Raw genomic sequence first — 19,675 nt, 5'->3', positions numbered from 1 at the left:
GGGGAATCCTCCTACATCATCTTTTTTCCACGGAAAGCTGTACTTTCTCGCCGTTGATATTCCATTCCTTGGAATATCCCCGCTCTGCATCGAAAACGATCTCTTCTGCCAATACATCCCGTTTAACCAGGTCCGCGTTGTCGGCCATAATTGCCCTGATCGTATCGTTGCCGCTCTCGCAGACCACAATGTGGTCGGTCACTTCAAAACCAGCTTCCTTCCGCATTGTCTGAATCTTGCTAATGATTTCCCTTACAAATCCTTCTTCAATCAACTCCGGCGTCAGATTCGTATCAAGCACAACAGTAACCCCACGATCTTCCTGTGATACAAATCCCTCTTTCTGTGTCGTTGTGATGAGCAGTTCCTCCGGAGTCAAATCAATCTTACCATCATTCACTGCAATTGTCAAAATGCCCTCGGCATCCAGCTGCTTTTTCGCAGCGCTTCCGTCAATCTCCGCCAGCGCTTTACTGATCTGTCCCAGCTGTTTGCCGTATTTCGGTCCCAGAAGACGGAGCTGAGGTTTAAACGTATATCCGGCAAATTCGGAAACATCTTCTCTGAATTCAACATTTTTCACATTAAGCTCTTCTTCGATGATCTGCTTATAGAAAATGTTCAGATCACTGTCGGCTTTCACAAACATCTGTCCGATCGGCTGACGGTTCTTGATGCCGGAAGCATTTCTTGCGGCACGGCCGAGAACGACAATGTCGAGAACCTCCGCCATGTCTTTTTCAAGCTGCGCGTCGATCATCTCTTCCTTTACTTCCGGGAAGTCGCACAGATGAATACTCTCCGGTGCATTTTTATCCACCGTTCTCACCAGATTCTGGTAGATATCTTCCGTCATGAACGGAATCATCGGTGCCGCAGCCTTGGCGACAGTCACAAGCGCTGTATACAGCGTCATATAGGCGTTGATCTTATCCTGCTCCATGCCTTTTGCCCAGAAACGGCTTCTGGAACGACGCACATACCAGTTACTCATGTCGTCCACAAAACTCTGAAGAACCTTAGCGGTCTCCGGAATCTTGTAGTTGTTCAGATTATCATCCACAGCCTTTACGGTGGAGTACAGGCGGGACAGGAGCCATTTATCCATGACGGACAGCTTCTCATAATCCAGCGTGTACTGGGTCGGATCAAAGGAATCGATATCCGCATACAGTACAAAGAATGCGTAAGTATTCCAGAGAGTTCCCATGAACTTACGCTGTCCTTCTGTCACCGCACCGTCGTGGAAACGGTTTGGCAGCCATGGCGCGCTGTTGGAATAGAAATACCAGCGGATGGCGTCTGCACCGTGACGCTCCAGAGCATCAAACGGATCCACCGCATTTCCTTTGCTCTTGCTCATCTTCTGTCCATTCTCATCCTGCACATGACCGAGGACGATAACGTTCTCATACGGCGCCTTGTTGAACAGCAGAGTGGACTCTGCCAGCAGAGAATAGAACCATCCACGGGTCTGATCCACCGCCTCGGAGATAAACTGCGCCGGGAACTGCTGCTCAAAAAGTTCCTTGTTCTCGAACGGATAGTGATGCTGTGCAAACGGCATCGCTCCGGAGTCAAACCAGCAGTCGATAACCTCCGGTACACGGTGCATGGTCTTACCGCAGTCCGGACAGGTAAATGTCACCTCATCGATATATGGACGGTGCAGCTCTACCTTTGCTGCTTCCGGATCGCCGCTTCTGTCGGCCAGCTCCTGACGGCTTCCGATGGCTTCCATATGGCCGCAGCCTTCGCACTCCCATACATTTAACGGAGTACCCCAGTAACGGTTTCTGGATACGCCCCAGTCCTGCAGGTTGTTAAGCCAGTCTCCAAAACGTCCCTTTCCGATGGACTCCGGAATCCAGTTGATGGTGTTGTTGTTGCGGATCATGTCTTCCTTCACCGCCGTCATCTTGATGAACCAGGACTCTCTCGCATAGTAGATCAGCGGTGTGTCACATCTCCAGCAGAACGGATAATCATGCTCGAACTTCGGCGCGTCAAAGAGCAGTCCCTTCGCGTCCAGGTCTTTTAAGATCATCGGGTCCGCGTCTTTTACAAATGTACCGGCATAATCGGTCTCTTCCGTCATCTCGCCCTTGCCGTTTACGAACTGTACGAACGGCAGATCGTATTTTCTGCCCACCTTGGAGTCGTCCTCACCGAAGGCCGGCGCGATATGAACGATACCGGTACCGTCGGACATGGTAACATAGTCGTCACAGGTCACATAGAATCCTTTTTTGTGCTGTTTATCAGCAGCAACGCCCGCTGCGGCAAAGAGAGGTTCGTATTCCTTGCGTTCCAGATCCGTTCCCTTCATGGTCTCAAGAACTTCGTACGCCTTCTCACCTTCTTCGGCCAGCTTGCCGAGCACCTTGTCAAGAAGGGCTTTTGCCATATAGTAGGTATAGCCGTCGGCAGCTTTTACCTTGCAGTAATCCTCCTCCGGGTTCACACAGAGCGCCACGTTGGACGGCAGGGTCCATGGCGTGGTGGTCCATGCCAGGAAGTAAGCGTCCTCGCCCACCACCTTGAAACGTACCACAGCGGAGCGCTCCTTGACAGCCTTATAGCCCTGCGCCACCTCGTGGGAGGACAGCGGGGTTCCACATCTTGGACAGTACGGAACGATCTTAAATCCTTTATAAAGAAGGCCCTTGTCCCAGATGGTCTTTAACGCCCACCACTCGGACTCGATAAAATCGTCGTGATAGGTAACATACGGATTATCCATATCCGCCCAGAAACCGACGGTCCCTGAAAAGTCTTCCCACATTCCTTTGTACTTCCAGACGGATTCTTTACATTTGCTGATGAACGGGTCCAGACCGTACTCCTCGATCTGTTCCTTGCCGTCCAGGCCCAGAAGCTTCTCGACCTCCAGCTCCACCGGCAGACCATGGGTATCCCAGCCGGCCTTTCTCGGCACCATGTATCCTTTCATGGTGCGGTACCGCGGGATCATGTCCTTGATGACACGGGTCAGCACGTGGCCGATGTGCGGCTTGCCGTTGGCGGTTGGCGGTCCGTCATAAAATGTGTAGGTCGGACAGCCCTCTCTCTGTTCCATACTTTTCTTGAAAATGTCATGGTCCTTCCAGAACTTCGCAGTCTCTTTTTCCCGTTCCACGAAGTTCAGATTCGTTGAAACTTTCTTATACATTTTTTCCTCCTGTCACTGATGTTTCCGTGAAATAAAAAAAGCTCCCATCCGTAACAGGATGAAAGCACACGCGTTTCACTATACCACCTTTACATACTATCATATGTCTCTCTTATAACGGTGAGATTCCGTCGTCGCTTACTAAAACCCTTCAGCGGCGCAACTCAGGAGTGATGTTCGGCAATCTCTTACTGGCAGCGGGTTCGCACTGTCCCCGCCTCACTGGGAGCGTTCGGAAATGCTTACTGTCTCCGTCTTTGTTTTTTACTTTTTTGACACTTGTATCATCATATACTACTTGCGCAAAAATGTCAATTATAAATCGGTGGCGTTTTTCATAATATTATGGTAAAATAGCAGACAAACCTTGTGTTAAATGCATAGAAGCATCTGCCATAAGGGAATACTACACTTTATTATAGAAAGAAACCGACTGATTTCTTCTTAAATACCATGACGGAAAGGAGTCCACATGATTAGAAAATTCATTGTTTCTTTTCTTTGTGTTGTGTTTATCGCGGGAGTTATTTTCTCCGGTTTTCTGTTTCTCTATTTTGCAATCCCAAGCCAGCAGGCAATGAGCTCCATCAGCCTTCCTTCCACCGTGGAAGATTCAGAAGAGACGGAGAACGCCTCTACAGAGGAGGAACAAAACAGCGAGGACATTTACGTGGCCGATGTACATCAGTCTCTGACCCTGAGGGATGGACCAAGCAGTGATTCTGATGAGATTGCCAGCCTGACACCTATGACACATCTGAGATTGATCGAGTTTGTGGAAGATACAGATTACGCACTGGTAGAAGTGCAGACCGGCGAATACGAAAGCTACAGAGGATATGTAAACAACGAATACATCACCCGTCTGGGTGAATCGACGATTCGTGTCGGAACAGAGGAGTAAGATTATGTTTTCCAGCAACCTGACAATGATGACTGATTTATATGAGCTGACCATGATGCAGGGTTATTTTTTGAACGGCAATAACGATACGGTTGTGTTTGATATGTTCTACCGCACCAATCCAAGCGGCAGCGCCTACGCCATCACCTGCGGTCTGGCTCAGGTCATTGACTATGTAAAGAACTTGAGTTTTTCTTATGACGATATTGATTATCTGAGAAGCCTGCACATCTTTCGCGAGGATTTTCTGTCCTATCTCGCAGGCTTCCATTTCAGCGGCGACATTTATGCCATACCAGAAGGCACCGTTGTCTTCCCGAAGGAACCGCTCATCAAGGTCATCGCCCCGATCATGGAGGCGCAGCTGGTGGAGACGGCGATCTTAAATATCGTCAATCACCAGAGTCTCATCGCCACAAAAGCGTCCCGGGTCGATTATGCTGCCGGCGGCGGAGTAATGGAATTCGGTCTTCGCAGAGCCCAGGGACCGGACGCCGGAACTCTCGGAGCAAGGGCGGCTGTCATCGGCGGCTGTACCGGCACGTCAAATGTACTGGCCGGCGAGCTGTTCGGCATCCCGGTGCAGGGTACTCACGCCCATGCATGGATCATGAGTTTTCCAGATGAATACACCGCCTTCAAGACCTACGCCGACATGTATCCGAACGCCTGCATTCTTCTGGTGGACACCTATGATACGCTGAAGTCCGGCGTACCGAACGCCATCCGCGTCTTTAAAGAGATGCGCGAACAGGGTATCCATTCCAAATTCTACGGCATACGTCTGGACAGCGGCGACCTGGCGTACCTGTCCAAGAAGGCGAGAAAGATGCTGGATGACGCCGGCTTTACCGATGCGGTCATCTCTGCCTCCAGCGATCTGGACGAGTATCTGATCGACAGCCTGCGGACTCAGGGCGCCGCCATCACTTCCTGGGGTGTGGGAACAAACCTGATCACCTCCGCGGATAATCCGGCCTTCGGCGGCGTATACAAGCTGGCTGCCATCAAGAAGCCGGGTGAGGAAGAGTTTACCGCCAAGATCAAAATCTCCGAGAACCCGGAGAAAATCACCAATCCGGGCAACAAAACCATCTTCCGTATCTATGACAAAGAAACCCGGAAGATCAAGGCGGATTTGATTTGTCTGGCAGGAGAGACCTACGACGTCTCCCAGGATCTGAAGATCTTCGACCCGATCTCCACCTGGAAGAAGTCCACCATACCGGGCGGAACCTATCACATGCGGGAACTTCTGGTTCCGGTCTTCCTGAACGGCCAATGCGTATATGAATCTCCGGATACCATGAGCATTAAGAGTGTCTGCCAGGAAGAATTAAATACCTTATGGGATGAAAACCGCAGATTGATGAATCCTCAGACCGTATACGTAGATTTATCCCAGCCGCTCTTTGATCTGAAGCGCCGGCTGCTTGAAAACGAAAAATAATAATATTACGAAAAAAGTGGCAGCCATCGACTGGCCGCCACTTTTTCTGGCTTTATACATGTATTTGCGAGAGCGGCCCCGAATGCCGCTCCCATTTTGGAGAAGGTATTTTGTTACGTTATTAGCAACAAAATCTATAATGTATTGGGGGGGTTACGTCTATTATAATAGCATCTGTTTCTCCTGAAGTGTGCATAAACTTTATTTATTTCCTTTGGTTTTTTTATGCATTTTGTCAAAATACATGTCAAAGTTTTCCAAACTATCTGACAATAAGAATGATTACTATATGTCAGCATCCGGCGCTTCACATCCGGCAGCCGGCCAATATTTTACGCACGAAAAAAGGATGGCAATTCCGAACGCCATCCTTTTTTGGAGAAGGTATTTTTGTTACTTATTGGGTGTAGCAAAAACTATATAATGTATTGGGGGGGGTTACGTCTATTATAATAGCATTCCCTATTAAATAAGTGTGCACAAAAAAATATTTTTTTAACAAAAAAATTTGTGCATGATAGAGTGTTTTCGACACGGATTGGTCATATTATCTGAATTTCTATCGTTTTCCGCTGCATTTCTCACGTTTTTGCCACAATTCTATTGATTTTACCCTGTTTTTACGTTTCTTTACAACAATATTTTATCAGAAATATTGTGCAAAAAGTCAAAAACGCAAAAATTTATGACTTTAAATTAACAAGAAAAACATTTTACATCATACAAAAAAACAGGGCGGACTACTGAAATTGATTCAGCGCGGCCGCCCCGTTCTGTTATTATACTTGCGCGCCCTGTATCGGCGCATTTTCACGGTTCTCAAAGAGTGCCTCAAACTCTTCGCGGTTGATTCTCTCTTTTTCAATGAGAAGAGCTGCACAGGCATGCAGCACATCCATATGCTCAAGGATGATCCGCTTTGCGTCTGCATAGCAGTCATCTACCAGTTTCTTCACTTCTCTGTCAATCTGGCTCGCCACTTCTTCACTGAAGCTTCTGGAATGTCCCAGATCTCTTCCCAGGAAGACCTCGTCGCTGTTTTCCTCATAGTTGATAAAGCCCAGATTCTCGGACATGCCGTACTGCGTGATCATGGCTCTGGCTGTGGCCGTGACACTCTTGATATCCTGAGACGCCCCCGTGGTCACATCATTAAAGATCAGCTCCTCAGCGATCCTTCCGCCCATACCTACTTTGATATCCTGAATCATCTTGCTCTTAGTATTGAACACGTTATCATTCTCCGGCAGCGGCATGGTATATCCAGCCGCGCCGACTCCTGTCGGGATAATGGAAACTGTGTAAACCGGTCCCACATCCGGAAGCACGTGGAATAAAATAGCGTGGCCGGATTCATGATAAGCCGTGATCTTTTTCTCCAGCTCCGGAATCAGACGGCTTTTCTTTTCCGTGCCGATCCCCACTTTGATGAACGCCTTCTGCACATCTTCCATCTTGATAAAACGACGGTCATGCCTTGCCGCAAGAATCGCCGCCTCATTCATCAGGTTCTCCAGGTCTGCTCCGGAAAATCCCGGCGTCGTTCTGGCAATCTGATGCAGATCCACATCCTGCGCCAGCGGCTTACCCTGAATATGCACCCGGAGAATCTCTTCTCTTCCTTTCACATCCGGGCGGCCCACCGCCACCTTGCGGTCAAACCGACCCGGACGCAGAATCGCCGGATCCAGAATATCCACCCGGTTGGTGGCCGCCATGACAATGATTCCTTCATTGACGCCAAAGCCGTCCATCTCCACCAGCAGCTGATTTAAGGTCTGCTCTCTCTCGTCGTGACCGCCGCCAAGGCCCGTGCCTCTTCTTCTCGCCACGGCGTCGATCTCATCAATGAAGATGATACACGGCGAATTTCTCTTTGCTTCTTCAAACAGGTCTCTCACTCTGGAAGCGCCGACGCCGACGAACATCTCCACAAAGTCAGAACCGGAAATGCTGAAAAACGGCACGTCAGCCTCTCCTGCCACTGCTTTGGCAAGGAGAGTTTTTCCGGTACCCGGAGGGCCCACCAGAAGAACACCTTTCGGGATTCTGGCTCCCACCTCAATGAACTTGCCCGGATTCTTCAGGAAATCCACAATTTCCTTCAGTTCCTCCTTCTCTTCCTGGAGTCCCGCCACCTGATTAAACTGCACTTTCTTTACATGCGGATCCTGCATCTTCGCGCGGCTTTTTCCGAAATTCATCATTTTTCCATTGCCGCCGCTGCCTGCAGCCCGTCCCAGCATCAGAAACATAAACACAAACATGACGATCATCAGCAGGGCATACGGCAGAATCCCTGTCAGAAGCCCGCCGGCACGGTTTACATTTGACACCACATAGGTGACATTGTACTGTTTCGCATCGGTAATGACTTCATTAACGTCTGTGACATGCAGAGATTCTTCTTCCCCTCCGACAAAGTTCACGTTAACTGTTCCCGTAGGGACTTCTTCATTCTGCATGATTTCTATGGATTGAATCTCTCCCTCCGACAGATCCTGCTCAAACTGAGTATAAGTGTATACATTATCGCTGGAAGCCAGATTCCGCTGCATGTAATAACTTACAAAAGAATAGATCAGCAGCATCACAATCAGAAAAACGAGAAAATTTTTAAAGTTCTTATTCAATGACTGCTCCTTTCCTCTCCGGCTCTGCCTCCGCATTATCGGCGGCGTCCGGTTCTACAACTCCGATAAATGGAAGATTTCTGTATTTCTGCGCGTAATCAAGACCATAGCCCACAACAAATTCATCCGGAATATCAAAGCCCAGATAATCAATCTGTACTTCCACTTCCCGGCGGTCCGGCTTGTTCAGCAGCGCGCACAGACGGATACTGGCCGGATTTCTCTGTTTTAAGACAGGGATTAAATAATGCAGCGTGCGCCCGGAGTCAATAATATCTTCCACAATAACCACTTCTTTTCCTTCCATGGAATCGTCCAGGTCTTTCTTGATACGGACAATTCCCGAGCTGCTGGTGGCATTGCCATAACTGGAAACCTGCATGAAGTCCAGGGAAACCGGTACGGTGATATGCTTTGCCAGCTCACAGGCAAAAAACACGCCTCCCTTCAGAATACAGATTAAATGTACTTCTTTTCCCGCATAGTCTGCGCTGATTCGTTCGCCCAGCTCTTTAATCTTATCGTTTACTTTTTCTTCCGGTATCAGCACACTGATCTTATCGGCCATTGTTATCCTCCATTTCTCATTTCACACTGTTACTTTTTATAATTTTATCTTCTGCCCGGACGACAAGCACCGTTTTGGTATCCGGTTCCACTCTGTACGCTTCGCTGATTCTTCCTCCCAGCACCCACAGCACATGGGAGCCTTCTGTCAAAAGAATCTTCGCATCCCGCTCCCCGGCAGGAATCTTTTCATCTATGAAATAGCGTCTCAGAGATTTATGCCGTCCCCCTTTGTCTACAACAAAATAATCGCCGGTTTTACGGCTCCTTAAACAAAGAGTACTTTTTATTCTATCATAAGCAAAGTATTTCACACAATCATTTTTTTCGATATCACCGCCATGAAATTCTTCCAGGCGAAAAGAAATATGCCCTCCGCCGGGAAAATCTATCTCATAAGAACCTTCCCTCTCCAGACGTTCCATATCTACCCGCTGCGGCCGAACTGCTTCTTCTTCCGCCTTCTGCCGTGCATCTTTTCTGGATTGCAGATACGCTTCCCTGCGCAGCAGCGCAACTCCCTCACATTTTCTCTCTGCCGTAAGCCCAAAAGGCAATTCCAGATATTTTCCCGGCCTTTTGCCGAAAAGTCCTGCCACCTGTTCAACATGTACCGCAGAGATATCCCTCTGTCCTCCCGCCATGGCGGCGATCATGCGACGCACGGTCTCGGACAGCTCTGCCGGGTGCATCAGCGCCGCCGCTTCCAAGGGCAGCAAACAGCAATCTTCTTTCCAGAGCACATTTTCTTCATAAATCTTCTGAAACGCCGGCTCGAGATAATCCATGATCTCCGCCGCCTGCCGGGAAATATGCGCCAGATGCTCCACCGCCGCCGGATTCACCCGCCGCATATCGGGCAGCAGACGGTGCCGGATGAAATTACGACTGTAGGCGTCATCCATATTTGTGCTGTCTTCCACATATTCTTGTCCAAGATCATTTAAAATGGCGCAGATTTTTTCCCTTGTCAGGCACAGAAGCGGACGGATAATATTTCCGGTCACCGGACGAATCCCCGCAAGCCCTCTCAGACTGGTTCCCCTCGCCATACGGAAGAGCACAGTTTCCGCCAGATCATTTTTATGATGGGCGACGGCGATCTTATTGCATCCCCATTTTCCGGCGAACATATCAAAGCAGTCATAGCGCGCCAGCCGTCCCGCCTCTTCCAGAGAGCAGCGCCGCCGCGCGCTTTCTTCTGCCACATCTCTTTTTACCGCTGCAAAAGGAATCTGCCAGTATTCACAGAACCTTCCGGCAAATCTTTCATCTCTCTCTGCCTCACTGCCGCGGAGTTGATGATTTACATGTACCGCTGCTATCTTAATATGTATTTTTTTCTGCGCCCACAGAAGATACCGCAGCAGACATACGGAGTCCGCCCCGCCGGATAGTCCCGCCAAAACATAATCCCCGTCCTCCAGCATGTGATTTTCTTTTACAAATCCATGAACTTCTTCCCACATCGTTTATCCTTTTCCTCTATTTTTTGAGCAAGCCGGCTTCGGGCCGGACGTCTTTCTCACAGATTCCTGCTCTTTTGCCGTACAGTTTCCCACACAGCCGCCACCAGCACCGTACGGTCGTCGTCATGACCGTCTTCCGGAACCGGCGCCGCCCGCATCAATTCATCGGCAAACCGCTGGGCGTTGGTCGTTTTGATATTCTGTAATATTGTTTCCATACGGGGTACATCGTCAGATATAGTCTCAAAATCCAGCATCCCGTCAGAGAGCATAATTACCATATCCCCATCATACAGCTTTCGACGGCAAATTTCAAACCTCTGTTCTGTGAGGCATCCCGGCGGCAGACTGGATGCAGTGATGCGTTCCACGGTTTTTTTGTGCCGGACAAAAGTTGCCGTTCCTCCTGCTTTTAATGTCTTTAAAGTCCCTGTCTGCAGCGAAACCACCGCCGCATCCAGAGTCGCATATTCCGCCTTTTCTTTTGTCAGCAAAATGTTGTGAAGGATTTCCAGTGCATACTCTTCATGGATTCCCGCTTCCAGCATAGCCTCAAACGTCTCTATGAGTTTCCGGCTGTCATTATAGGCGGGTTCTCCCACCCCCATCCCGTCGGAAAGCAGCATTACCGCCCGTTTTCTGTTATAGTTGGCAAAAGAAAACGTATCTCCGCAGACCGTCTCTCCCTTTTTACTGCGGCGGCAGATTCCAAACACAACCTGAAAACTTCCTTCTTCCACCAGTGAAAGCCTGTTTCTGCCGGAACGCACCCAGGATCCTGTTCCGATATTACAAAATTCCTTTCCATATACTGAAGAGAGCGCCTGAAGCACTCCCGTTATTTTCCGGGAACCGGCGATGGGCCGCAGACTCAGCGTCACATTTAGAAGCCCGCTTTCATCGGTCATCTCCTGTCCCTCCAGGAAACGGAACCCTCTGCGCAACAGAGCAAGGCTCAGTTTTCTTTTTTTCTCCCCTTTCAGCGTTGTTCCGGCAGACAACAGTCTCCGGCATTCCTGCATCAGCATGTATTGAGAGATCATCTGTTTATGCATTATCTGCCGAAGGCTGCTCATCCTCCGCTCCCAGCACCGGTTCTGATAGAGCATCCGGAACAGCCACGCCATTTCTTCCATAAAAGGCTGGAAATAGACGCACTGCTTCCGGAATTCATTGGAAGCCATTCTGCCGTCCACCCGGCTTTCCCGGGCCGCCTTCCCAAGAATAGAGGAAATCTCAGCCAGCGTTTTCTCCCTTTTTCCGCCAAAACATTCCCTGTATTTCGGGCATCTCCTGCAGACATCTTCTGTCAAAGCCGTATATATAAATTCTGTCCCTTTCCGGGATACCATCTCCTGCCGCTCCTCCGGGCATTCCGACAGACGCAGCAGCTCCCTCAGAGAATCCTCAAACATCTGAAGCCGATGATATACCTCGCCTTCCAGGGAAAGCTCTCTCATCTTTTCTTTCATAATCCACCCCCACATCTTCTATGCTATTATATAGAGAGGCAGCGGATTCGTTTGTCAAAATGTGTCAGGGAATTTACAGAAAAAGAAAAAAGGCCCTTTCGGGCCTCCTGAAAAGAAGTAGCGGGAACTGGATTTGAACCAGCGACACCACGGGTATGAACCGTGTGCTCTAGCCAACTGAGCTATCCCGCCGCACTCAACGAGCGATATAATACCACAGAAAGAAATCTGTGTCAACTATATTTTACTTATTTTTTATTATTTTTTTATTCTTCCGCGCTGCCGGCGGATCCGGCGTCTTCCGTCTCCTCTTCTGCCGCACCGGTAGTCTCCCCTGCATCGCCATTTTCTGACTGCTGCAAAGAATATTCATCCCTGTCGATCATACCCAGACGTTCTCTGGCCATCTTCTCCTTAAACTCCGGGGAGTCCATATTGGTCCGTTCTTCCTCCAGCGTCTTATTTGTCTCCTCGATCTCCCGGATCTCTGTGCTCAGTTCTTCTATAGTTTCTTCATACCGGGCAGCCCTCCTGTTCAGATTCTGATAACCAAATGCGGCGGCAACCAGAATGATAACAGCGAAAATGAGTACTGTTACAGATTTTTTTGTAAAAAAGCGTTTTCGGAATCTCTCATTAAACTGTTTGCTATTTTTTCTTTTCTTTTTCATCTGCCCACCTGTCTCCAAGCTGCATTTTACCCTCCTCAAGACAGCACGAGCTGACGGACGGCAAAAATGCTTTCCCTTACTTCCTGCTCCTCACTATTCTAACGGTTCTGACCAATTTTTTCAATCTCTTTGAAATAGAATTCACAATTATTTTTACAGGGAGAAACAAAATACCAGCAGCCTTTCCCAGTAAAAAAGCCGCCGCGCCCACTATCAGCTCCATTATTTTTTCCACCGGCGCACTCAGCACAAAAAAATATGCAACAGCTCCCGCGAACAAGCCCAAAAGTACATAGAACCGGATACGTCCCTGATTATATATCTGAAACAGAAGAAAAAGCCCCGCCGCCGCGCTGAGACAAAATACCACATCCTCCATGTGCACCGTCCGGTTCCGGTGAGATACCTTTTTGCGGACGGCGCGAAAAAAATCATACCACACTCCAAGTATGACGCCATAAAGCATGCTGATCAAAAAAAGCGACGACTGCTGAACGATAATTTCCGCCATACGACACCTCCCTCCGCATTGAACCGCGCGGTTTTCAACGGAACAGCCGTCTCATGATACCTCCTTTTTCTCCCTTTGCCGGGCCGCTGTCGGAATAAATAAAACTATCCACGATACCTTCAATCTCCACCTCCCCTTTTTCTACGGTGAGTTTAGTCACATGCAGATCTTCGCCGTGAACCATCAGCATTCCCTGCTCGGTATCCAGAATAATTTCATTGGGATCAAAAGAGATGACTTCCCGCACTCCGCTGATGATTCCGCTGTTCCGGTTAAACAATGATATTTTATGGTTTTTCATGATACGCTCTTCCATGTATCCTCCATTTTCCTGAAACTGCATTTAAAAAATTCTCCTGTCTGACGCGCCGCATCAATTTCCTTTTCTTCCATTTTTATGCGGCCCGGCGCCATGTCATGCATGGCGCCGCAAAGTTTAAACATACCGTCAGAAAGTTTTAAATATATGTTCTTGACAAATAAAGCGGAAACCGTTATAACTATGGAAGTAAGTAGACTCTATGCGGATTTTACAACAAAAATACCGCCTGAATTCTACACTTTTTTTATTATCCAAAGTGTCAGTTTCGGGTGTGAATATCAGGAGGAATCATTATGAATAAAACAGAATTAGTCGCAGCAATCGCCGAGAGAACAGAATTGACAAAAAAGGACGCGGATAACGCATTAAAAGCATTTATTGATGTTGTTGGAGATGAGCTCAGCAAGGGTGAAAAAGTACAGCTCGCCGGATTCGGCACATTTGAAGTTGCAGAACGTGCAGAGCGCGAGGGTATCAACCCAAGAACCAAAGAAACCATCACAATCCCTGCTTCCAAATCTCCGAAATTCAAAGCTATGAAGGCATTAAAGGAGAAAGTGAACAACTAATGAGACTTGATAAGTTTCTGAAGGTTTCCCGCCTGATCAAACGACGCACCGTCGCGAACGAAGCATGCGACGCGGGGCGGGTACTGGTCAACGGCAAAGCTGCCAAGGCCAGCCTCAACGTAAAAAGCGGAGATATCCTGGAGATCCAATTCGGCAACAAGAGCGTTAAGGCCGAAATTCTGGACGTGAAGGATACCGCGAAGAAAGAGGAAGCCAAAGAATTATTTCGATATTTATAAAGTTACTAAAAGGACAGGCCGCCGTACCGGAATTTCTGTACAGCGGGCTGTCCTTTTGTTTTTATAGTCTCTTTTGTTTTTAACTTTCTATACTTTCCTTCTTTTTATGGTCCGCATCTCTTTACACATTGACCTGACGGCCCAGGAACTCTGCGGCAATGGCCGCCACCTTTCTTTCCAGTTCCCCCAGCTTCCGCCCCGGTTCCTTCGCCTGCAGAAATACTGCTCCCAGAATCTCTCCGCCGCTGCGGATGACGGAAAATATCTGATCCCCGCCTGCTTCCATTCCTTCCGTTACCGGAATAAACCGTTTTCTCTCCGAAGCCGGAAGCTGTTCGTCCCTGTCATCAAGTATCCTTTCCAGACGTTCGCTGATGGCCTGTCCTTTCAAACCCCTTCCCGCACCTCCGGCCGCAGCAATAACTTTCTCCCTGTCTGTAATAATAGCCCGGGCGCCGGTCTGCTGCACCATACACTCCGCGTATTCTTCAGCAAGAGAGGAAAATTCGGAAAAAGGGAGATACTTTTTCAGGATAATGCCTCCCTCCTGATCCGTATAGATCTCCAGCGGCATTCCTTCCTTCACCTTGAGAGTCTTTCTTATCTCCTTCGGGATTACAATTCTGCCTAAATCATCAATTCTGCGTACAATCCCCGTCGCTTTCATAATTCATATACCTCCATCGTAGTCTATTCTTCCCGGTCCGCCGGCCCGGGCTGCTTTCCGGCCGACAGGCTCAGGCAGTTCTGGTTCTGATTTTTATAGCTTTCACCAAAAATAGTATGAGCCGATGCAGGTATTTTATACTAAAAGATTTTGCGCGGCAGGCAGCGTGTCATTCCTGCGGCTTAACCGCCTTATAATTATCAACGCACAATGACGCGTCGTAATATATTTTATCCGCGGATACAAGACGCGCTTTTCCATTTTCTGCCTTTACTACATTTACCGTGCAATTATAAGGAACATGCCCCTGCCAGAAATCCAGCGGATCAGCATATAACGGATTCAACATAGCGCGCATGGCACATCCGTGAGTAGAGATAAGTATCGTCTTATCCTGATAATCCGGCTTATGTATGAGCTCCCGCAGAAACCCTCCCGTCCGTTCACAAACTTCCGCCACACTGTCGCCGTCCGGAGAACCTTCATATTTAAGGGCGTCCGTATAAAACAAATTGAAATTCTCGTCCGGAATGGCAAAGTTTTCAGCTCTGCAGCCAAGACCTTCCCAGCTTCCCCAGTCAATTTCCCTGAGTCTGTCATCCTCCAGCACCGGGATCGTCCGGCCGAAATATTTACCGGAAGGCGCCGTTACCAATTCCCCGGTCTCCCGCGCCCGCTGCAGCGGGCTGGTGATCACCAGATCAAAAGGCACCTCTCTCAGCGCTTCTCCGGTGATACGGGCAAGCTGTCTCCCGTTTTCATTGAGAGGGATGTCCGCGCTTCCCTGCAGCCGTCCGATATTGTTCCAGTCTGTTTCTCCATGACGTATGATATAAAGCAGCATCTAATTTTATCTCCTTTTTACTTTGCGGATATATTCTGCAAATTTTTTCATCGTGTTTAAATTTTACCATGTTAATTTTATAATATAGTTTTCTGCAAAGTCAACATTTTTATCCTTCCCGGAACAGGGCGCATTCCTTCTATCACAGCTTGCAAATTTCTCTTCTTTCCCTTACAATAACACCTGAAAGCCATTATAAAAAGGGGTTATGTCATGTTTTGTCACAAATTTTCACATCGGGATATTTCTGTCCCCGTTTTGGCAGCACGTCTGCCCGGAGGCAGATTCTCTATATTCCTTATATGTTTATTGATCGTATGTAGTATTTTTGCGGCAGGATGCAGTTCGGGCTCTTCAGCCGGCAGCACGAAAGCGGCAGATGACACGGCAGTTCTCACGCCCGCCGTGCGGATTCCCACAGCGGACGGCACGGAAACCATCGGAAACGAAACTGTCACCGTTGATATCTCCAACACATCCAATGGCTACATCATGGCATCCTATCACGGAACTGCCGCTCAGGTAAATATTCAGCTCACAGGACCGGACGGCGTTACGTATCTCTATTTTATCAGCGAAAAAGATACGTACACTGCCATGCCTCTGTCTTCCGGAGACGGCTCTTATATTATTGATATTTACGAACAGATGGACGGAGATATGTACAGCAATATCATGTCCGACGTTATTGAAGTAACGCTACAGAATGAATTTCTTCCGTTTTTATATTCTAATCAGTTTGTATACTTTACCGCGGAAACCCGCGCCGTCGAAAAAGGAAACGAATTGGCGCAGGGCTGCGATACCGATCTGGATGTGACAGCCGCAGTCTATAATTATGTGGTTGACAACACAGAATATGACTATGAGAAGGCCGCCTCCATTACTTCCCCTTACTATCCGGACGTGGACGAGACTCTTGATACAAGAAAAGGAATCTGTTTTGATTATTCCGCGCTCATGTGCACCATGCTCCGCACACAGGGGATTCCCTGCAAACTCAACATCGGTTACGCGGGCGACATTTATCATGCCTGGATCAGCGTTTATCTGAAATCTGTCGGCTGGGTGGATAATCTGATTCAATTTGACGGTAAAAACTGGAGCATGATGGATCCAACTATGGCTTCCACCGGCGGCGATTCCTACGATCCGTCCCAGGAGCAGTACACTGTCATGTTTCAGCGGTAGATTTACTGCCGTTCCTTTTTATTATTGCAAAAAAATATTGTTTAGACTAAAATGAAGGCTGAATTATTTTATTTTTACGCATGCAAAAACTAAAAAACATTTTAAGAAATGAGGTTTCCTACGATGCATCTAAAAAGCCAAAAACCGCCTGTCGCAGGCCGTGTAAAATCACAAAAGCAAAAAATATTTGAATATTTTTGTATTTATACTCTCGTTTTTATTTTTATTGCATTCATTGTACTGCTTCCATTCCTGGAGGAAGAATATTGCCTCATATGGAAAGTAGACGGTATGCCGCAATACTTATTATGGCTTAAGTACACCGGCAAATATATCCGCGACGCAATTGTGCAGTTTTTCCACGGGAATTTTACTCTGCCCATGTATGATTTTTCCATTGGCATGGGCGGGGATGTGAGAGGTTTCGTAAAAACAGATCCGATAAACCTGCTTGCCTCTCTTCTGTTTAACGATGAATATTCCTGGCAGCTTTACAGTTTACTGACCATCTTCAAAATATTTCTGGTTGGTCTTTCTTTCTCCTGCTACGGATTTTATATGAAACAGAAGCGTTACAATATACTGGCCGGCGCTGTCATCTACACCTTTAGTTCTTATACCTTTTATCAGATACAGCGGCATCCGCAGTTTTATATGGGCATCGTCTTCCTTCCTCTCCTCTGCATCGGACTGGAACAGATCATGCAGAAAAGGAAACTGCTCTTTTATACATTGATGGTAGCCATTTCCCTGATGGCGAGCTACTATTTTCTTTTTATTAATACACTTTTGATGGGCATTTACGTCCTGATACGAATCGGCGCTGTCTATGATACCCACAGAATTCGTAATTTTTTCCAGGTTCTGTGGCGCATCATCGTCAGTTACCTGTTGGGATGCGGCATGTCCGCCGTCTTTTTTGCGTCGTCCATCGCAAGCTTCTTTTTATCCGCCAGAACAGACAGCGGAGAGAACGCCGCATCGGCCGTGGGAAGCTATATTTCTTACGGGGCGACTCGTATTGTCCGGCTGTTCTTGTCTCTGGCCGCACCGGTCCGGGACGCCGGTTATCTCACGACAATTTCCGTGAGCGTATTAGTTATCCCGGTGCTGCTGCTGCTCTTTACCCGGAAAATAAGACAGAAGCTTTCTTTAAAAATAAGTGTTCTTCTGGGCATTTTATTTTTGATGATTCCTGCTTTCGGATTTATTTTCTCCGGTTTCAGCGCCATCAACAACCGCTGGAGCTTTGGGTTCGTCTTCGTGCTGGCCATCGTTTTCATGGCAGAATTTGATCATTTGCGGCAGATGACCAGAAAACAGTATTTACTTTTTGTCGGCTTTATCATCCTTTATGGCATCTGCTGGCTTGTATTGGAAGCGGATAACGAGGCCTACCGGTTTGCTTTTCTTCTGCTTGCCGGCGCCGCAGTACTTCTGGGAATTCTGCAGATCAGCCCGAAAAAAATACCGCTGACGGCACAGAAAGCCGGCATGATTCTGATTCTGGCCGTATCCGTAGCGTTAAACGGTTATTATACTAACTCGGCTTCTTTTGGCAACCTGGTCGATCAGTTCCAAAACCGCCATACGGCCAACCATTATTTTACCTCCTGCCGTTATCAGTATCTCACAAATATTTCCGACGACAGTTTTTACCGCACCGATACGGATATGATGTACAACAATTACAATAACACCGCCGTAGCGCTTGATTACAACGGCATCTCGCTGTACAGCAGCACCATCGGTTCCAACACTATCCGCTATTTCACGGAGTCCGAAAGCGTTGGAATCAGCGCCATAAATCGGACGCTTTCTCTGGATGGCAGAACCAGCCAGGAAGCGCTTGCCTGTGTGAAATATTTTATCACCACAGAAGGCACGACCCGATCTGTTCCTTACGGGTTTGTTCTTGATAAGGAACTTTCCGACCAGACCGAGGACTACGATATTTATGTTAATCAGTATCCTCTCTCCATCGGCTACGGCTACAGCAGCGTGATCAGCCGCTCTGAATATGAAAATCTGTCAGCTCTGGAAAAACAGCAGGTTCAGATGAAGAGCGCCGTTCTCTCCGATGAAGATATGGATGACTTCTCATCCCTTTCAGACAGCAGCTGGGACGGATCAGAAATCTCTGAAGGCGATATCGCAATCACCGGCATGGATAAGGGGATTTCCGGAGGAAACAATACCTACCATGTAAAAAAGAAAGGGAAGTTCAAGACCATTGTGGTTGACGGAAAAGAAACGGAGATTGATGTTTCCCCGAAACTCCATTTTCAAACCACCTCAAAGGCGGGGTGCGAAGTTTATCTTCGGTTTAAGAATCTCACCACTGACCGTGCCAAGCGGATTGACGTCAATGTATACACCGACGGTCTTGCCAAGAGGGCCATCGTCCGAAGCGACAAAGATACTTACAGTCTGGGTGTCAATGACTATCTGATCAATCTGGGCTATTACGATTCTGAAGAAACGATTGAAGGAGAGCTCAGTTTCACGAGAAAAGGAAACTATAGTTTTGACGCCATAGAGATTTATTATGTTTCCATGGATTCTTACGAGGAGGATATTGCCGCTCTGAATGACAAAGGACTGAAAGATGTTTCTTTATCCGCAAATACCATAAGCGGAACTGTAACAGCTGACCAGGAACAGATCATGACATTTTCTGTTCCGTACCATATCGGTTGGAAAGCTTATGTTGATGGCAGAGAAACTGAAATATATAATGTAAATACCCTTTACTCGGGAATAAAGATCACGCCCGGAACTCACACTGTCACTCTGGAATATACCTCGCCGGGAACTACGGCAGGCGGTATCATCTCCGCCGTATGCACGCTTCTGTTCCTGTCCGCGGTAATCATCCAGCTGCAAAAAAAACGTCGCGCACTTAACCATATGGAACAGTGATTATTATGTACATTCCCTTTGAAATTTGCTATAATACCCTCAGTTATCAATGATAAAGAAAAGAAGGATTGC

Annotated in this window: 16 protein-coding genes and 1 tRNA gene; 6 read left to right on the top strand and 11 right to left on the bottom strand. The window is 47.8% G+C overall.

Going from position 1 to position 19,675, the window contains the following annotated elements; genetic code table 11:
- Positions 1–16: 16 nt before the first annotated feature.
- Positions 17–3,172, bottom strand: a complete 3,156-nt coding sequence (gene ileS / locus B5F87_RS00815; protein WP_087275383.1) for an isoleucine--tRNA ligase — start codon at positions 3,170–3,172, stop codon at positions 17–19.
- A 472-nt stretch (positions 3,173–3,644) separates the two neighbouring features.
- On the opposite strand from ileS, the gene B5F87_RS00810 reads away from it, so the two are divergent.
- Together B5F87_RS00810 and B5F87_RS00805 are read left to right on the top strand one after the other, a co-directional pair.
- Positions 3,645–4,076 (top strand): SH3 domain-containing protein, encoded by a 432-nt coding sequence (locus B5F87_RS00810; RefSeq protein WP_087275381.1) that lies wholly within the window; start codon positions 3,645–3,647, stop codon positions 4,074–4,076.
- 4 nt (positions 4,077–4,080) lie between these two features.
- Positions 4,081–5,526 (top strand): nicotinate phosphoribosyltransferase, encoded by a 1,446-nt coding sequence (locus B5F87_RS00805; protein ID WP_087275379.1) that lies wholly within the window; start codon positions 4,081–4,083, stop codon positions 5,524–5,526.
- A gap of 779 nt (positions 5,527–6,305) precedes the next feature.
- On the opposite strand, the gene ftsH is transcribed toward B5F87_RS00805, so the two are convergent.
- The 8 genes from ftsH to yabP form a co-directional block, all read right to left on the bottom strand.
- On the bottom strand, positions 6,306–8,159 hold the full coding sequence (gene ftsH / locus B5F87_RS00800) for an ATP-dependent zinc metalloprotease FtsH (RefSeq protein ID WP_343215697.1): 1,854 nt from the start codon (positions 8,157–8,159) through the stop codon (positions 6,306–6,308).
- Positions 8,152–8,727, bottom strand: a complete 576-nt coding sequence (gene hpt / locus B5F87_RS00795) for a hypoxanthine phosphoribosyltransferase (protein WP_087275378.1) — start codon at positions 8,725–8,727, stop codon at positions 8,152–8,154. Before hpt ends, ftsH begins: the two co-directional genes overlap by 8 nt.
- Positions 8,728–8,743: 16 nt before the next feature.
- On the bottom strand, positions 8,744–10,195 hold the full coding sequence (gene tilS, locus B5F87_RS00790) for a tRNA lysidine(34) synthetase TilS (RefSeq protein WP_087275376.1): 1,452 nt from the start codon (positions 10,193–10,195) through the stop codon (positions 8,744–8,746).
- Between the two features lie 56 nt (positions 10,196–10,251).
- Positions 10,252–11,667 (bottom strand): SpoIIE family protein phosphatase, encoded by a 1,416-nt coding sequence (locus tag B5F87_RS00785; protein ID WP_158096901.1) that lies wholly within the window; start codon positions 11,665–11,667, stop codon positions 10,252–10,254.
- A gap of 118 nt (positions 11,668–11,785) precedes the next feature.
- Positions 11,786–11,859 (bottom strand) — tRNA-Met (locus B5F87_RS00780).
- Positions 11,860–11,933: 74 nt separating this feature from the next.
- Entirely contained in the window at positions 11,934–12,338 is a 405-nt protein-coding gene (locus B5F87_RS00775; RefSeq protein WP_143405169.1) for a septum formation initiator family protein, read from the bottom strand.
- 76 nt (positions 12,339–12,414) lie between these two features.
- The gene (gene yabQ / locus B5F87_RS00770) at positions 12,415–12,849 is read right to left on the bottom strand and encodes a spore cortex biosynthesis protein YabQ (protein WP_087275370.1); all 435 of its coding nucleotides are present in this window, start codon (positions 12,847–12,849) and stop codon (positions 12,415–12,417) included.
- A gap of 34 nt (positions 12,850–12,883) precedes the next feature.
- The gene (gene yabP / locus B5F87_RS00765) at positions 12,884–13,192 is read right to left on the bottom strand and encodes a sporulation protein YabP (RefSeq protein ID WP_242964203.1); all 309 of its coding nucleotides are present in this window, start codon (positions 13,190–13,192) and stop codon (positions 12,884–12,886) included.
- A 272-nt stretch (positions 13,193–13,464) separates the two neighbouring features.
- Between yabP and B5F87_RS00760 the strand changes: the two genes are divergently transcribed.
- Both B5F87_RS00760 and B5F87_RS00755 read left to right on the top strand, forming a co-directional pair.
- Entirely contained in the window at positions 13,465–13,740 is a 276-nt protein-coding gene (locus B5F87_RS00760; RefSeq protein WP_087275368.1) for an HU family DNA-binding protein, read from the top strand.
- Positions 13,740–13,979: an RNA-binding S4 domain-containing protein gene (locus B5F87_RS00755; RefSeq protein ID WP_087275366.1), complete on the top strand. Its 240-nt coding sequence runs from the start codon at positions 13,740–13,742 to the stop codon at positions 13,977–13,979. The genes B5F87_RS00760 and B5F87_RS00755 overlap by 1 nt, the downstream gene beginning before the upstream one ends.
- 121 nt (positions 13,980–14,100) lie before the next feature.
- On the opposite strand, the gene B5F87_RS00750 is transcribed toward B5F87_RS00755, so the two are convergent.
- Together B5F87_RS00750 and B5F87_RS00745 are read right to left on the bottom strand one after the other, a co-directional pair.
- On the bottom strand, positions 14,101–14,646 hold the full coding sequence (locus tag B5F87_RS00750; protein WP_087275364.1) for a stage V sporulation T C-terminal domain-containing protein: 546 nt from the start codon (positions 14,644–14,646) through the stop codon (positions 14,101–14,103).
- 169 nt (positions 14,647–14,815) lie between these two features.
- Complete coding sequence (locus tag B5F87_RS00745; protein ID WP_087275361.1) at positions 14,816–15,490, bottom strand: histidine phosphatase family protein; 675 nt, start codon at positions 15,488–15,490, stop codon at positions 14,816–14,818.
- Positions 15,491–15,748: 258 nt separating this feature from the next.
- Between B5F87_RS00745 and B5F87_RS00740 the strand changes: the two genes are divergently transcribed.
- Both B5F87_RS00740 and B5F87_RS00735 read left to right on the top strand, forming a co-directional pair.
- Positions 15,749–16,681: a transglutaminase-like domain-containing protein gene (locus B5F87_RS00740; protein WP_242964202.1), complete on the top strand. Its 933-nt coding sequence runs from the start codon at positions 15,749–15,751 to the stop codon at positions 16,679–16,681.
- 108 nt (positions 16,682–16,789) lie between these two features.
- Positions 16,790–19,603: a YfhO family protein gene (locus tag B5F87_RS00735; protein WP_087275356.1), complete on the top strand. Its 2,814-nt coding sequence runs from the start codon at positions 16,790–16,792 to the stop codon at positions 19,601–19,603.
- Positions 19,604–19,675 lie beyond the last annotated feature (72 nt).

This window comes from Eubacterium sp. An3 (assembly GCF_002159465.1).
Classification (GTDB): Bacteria; Bacillota; Clostridia; order Lachnospirales; family Lachnospiraceae; genus Anaerobutyricum; species Anaerobutyricum stercoris.
This window is presented reverse-complemented; position numbering and strand designations above follow the sequence as displayed.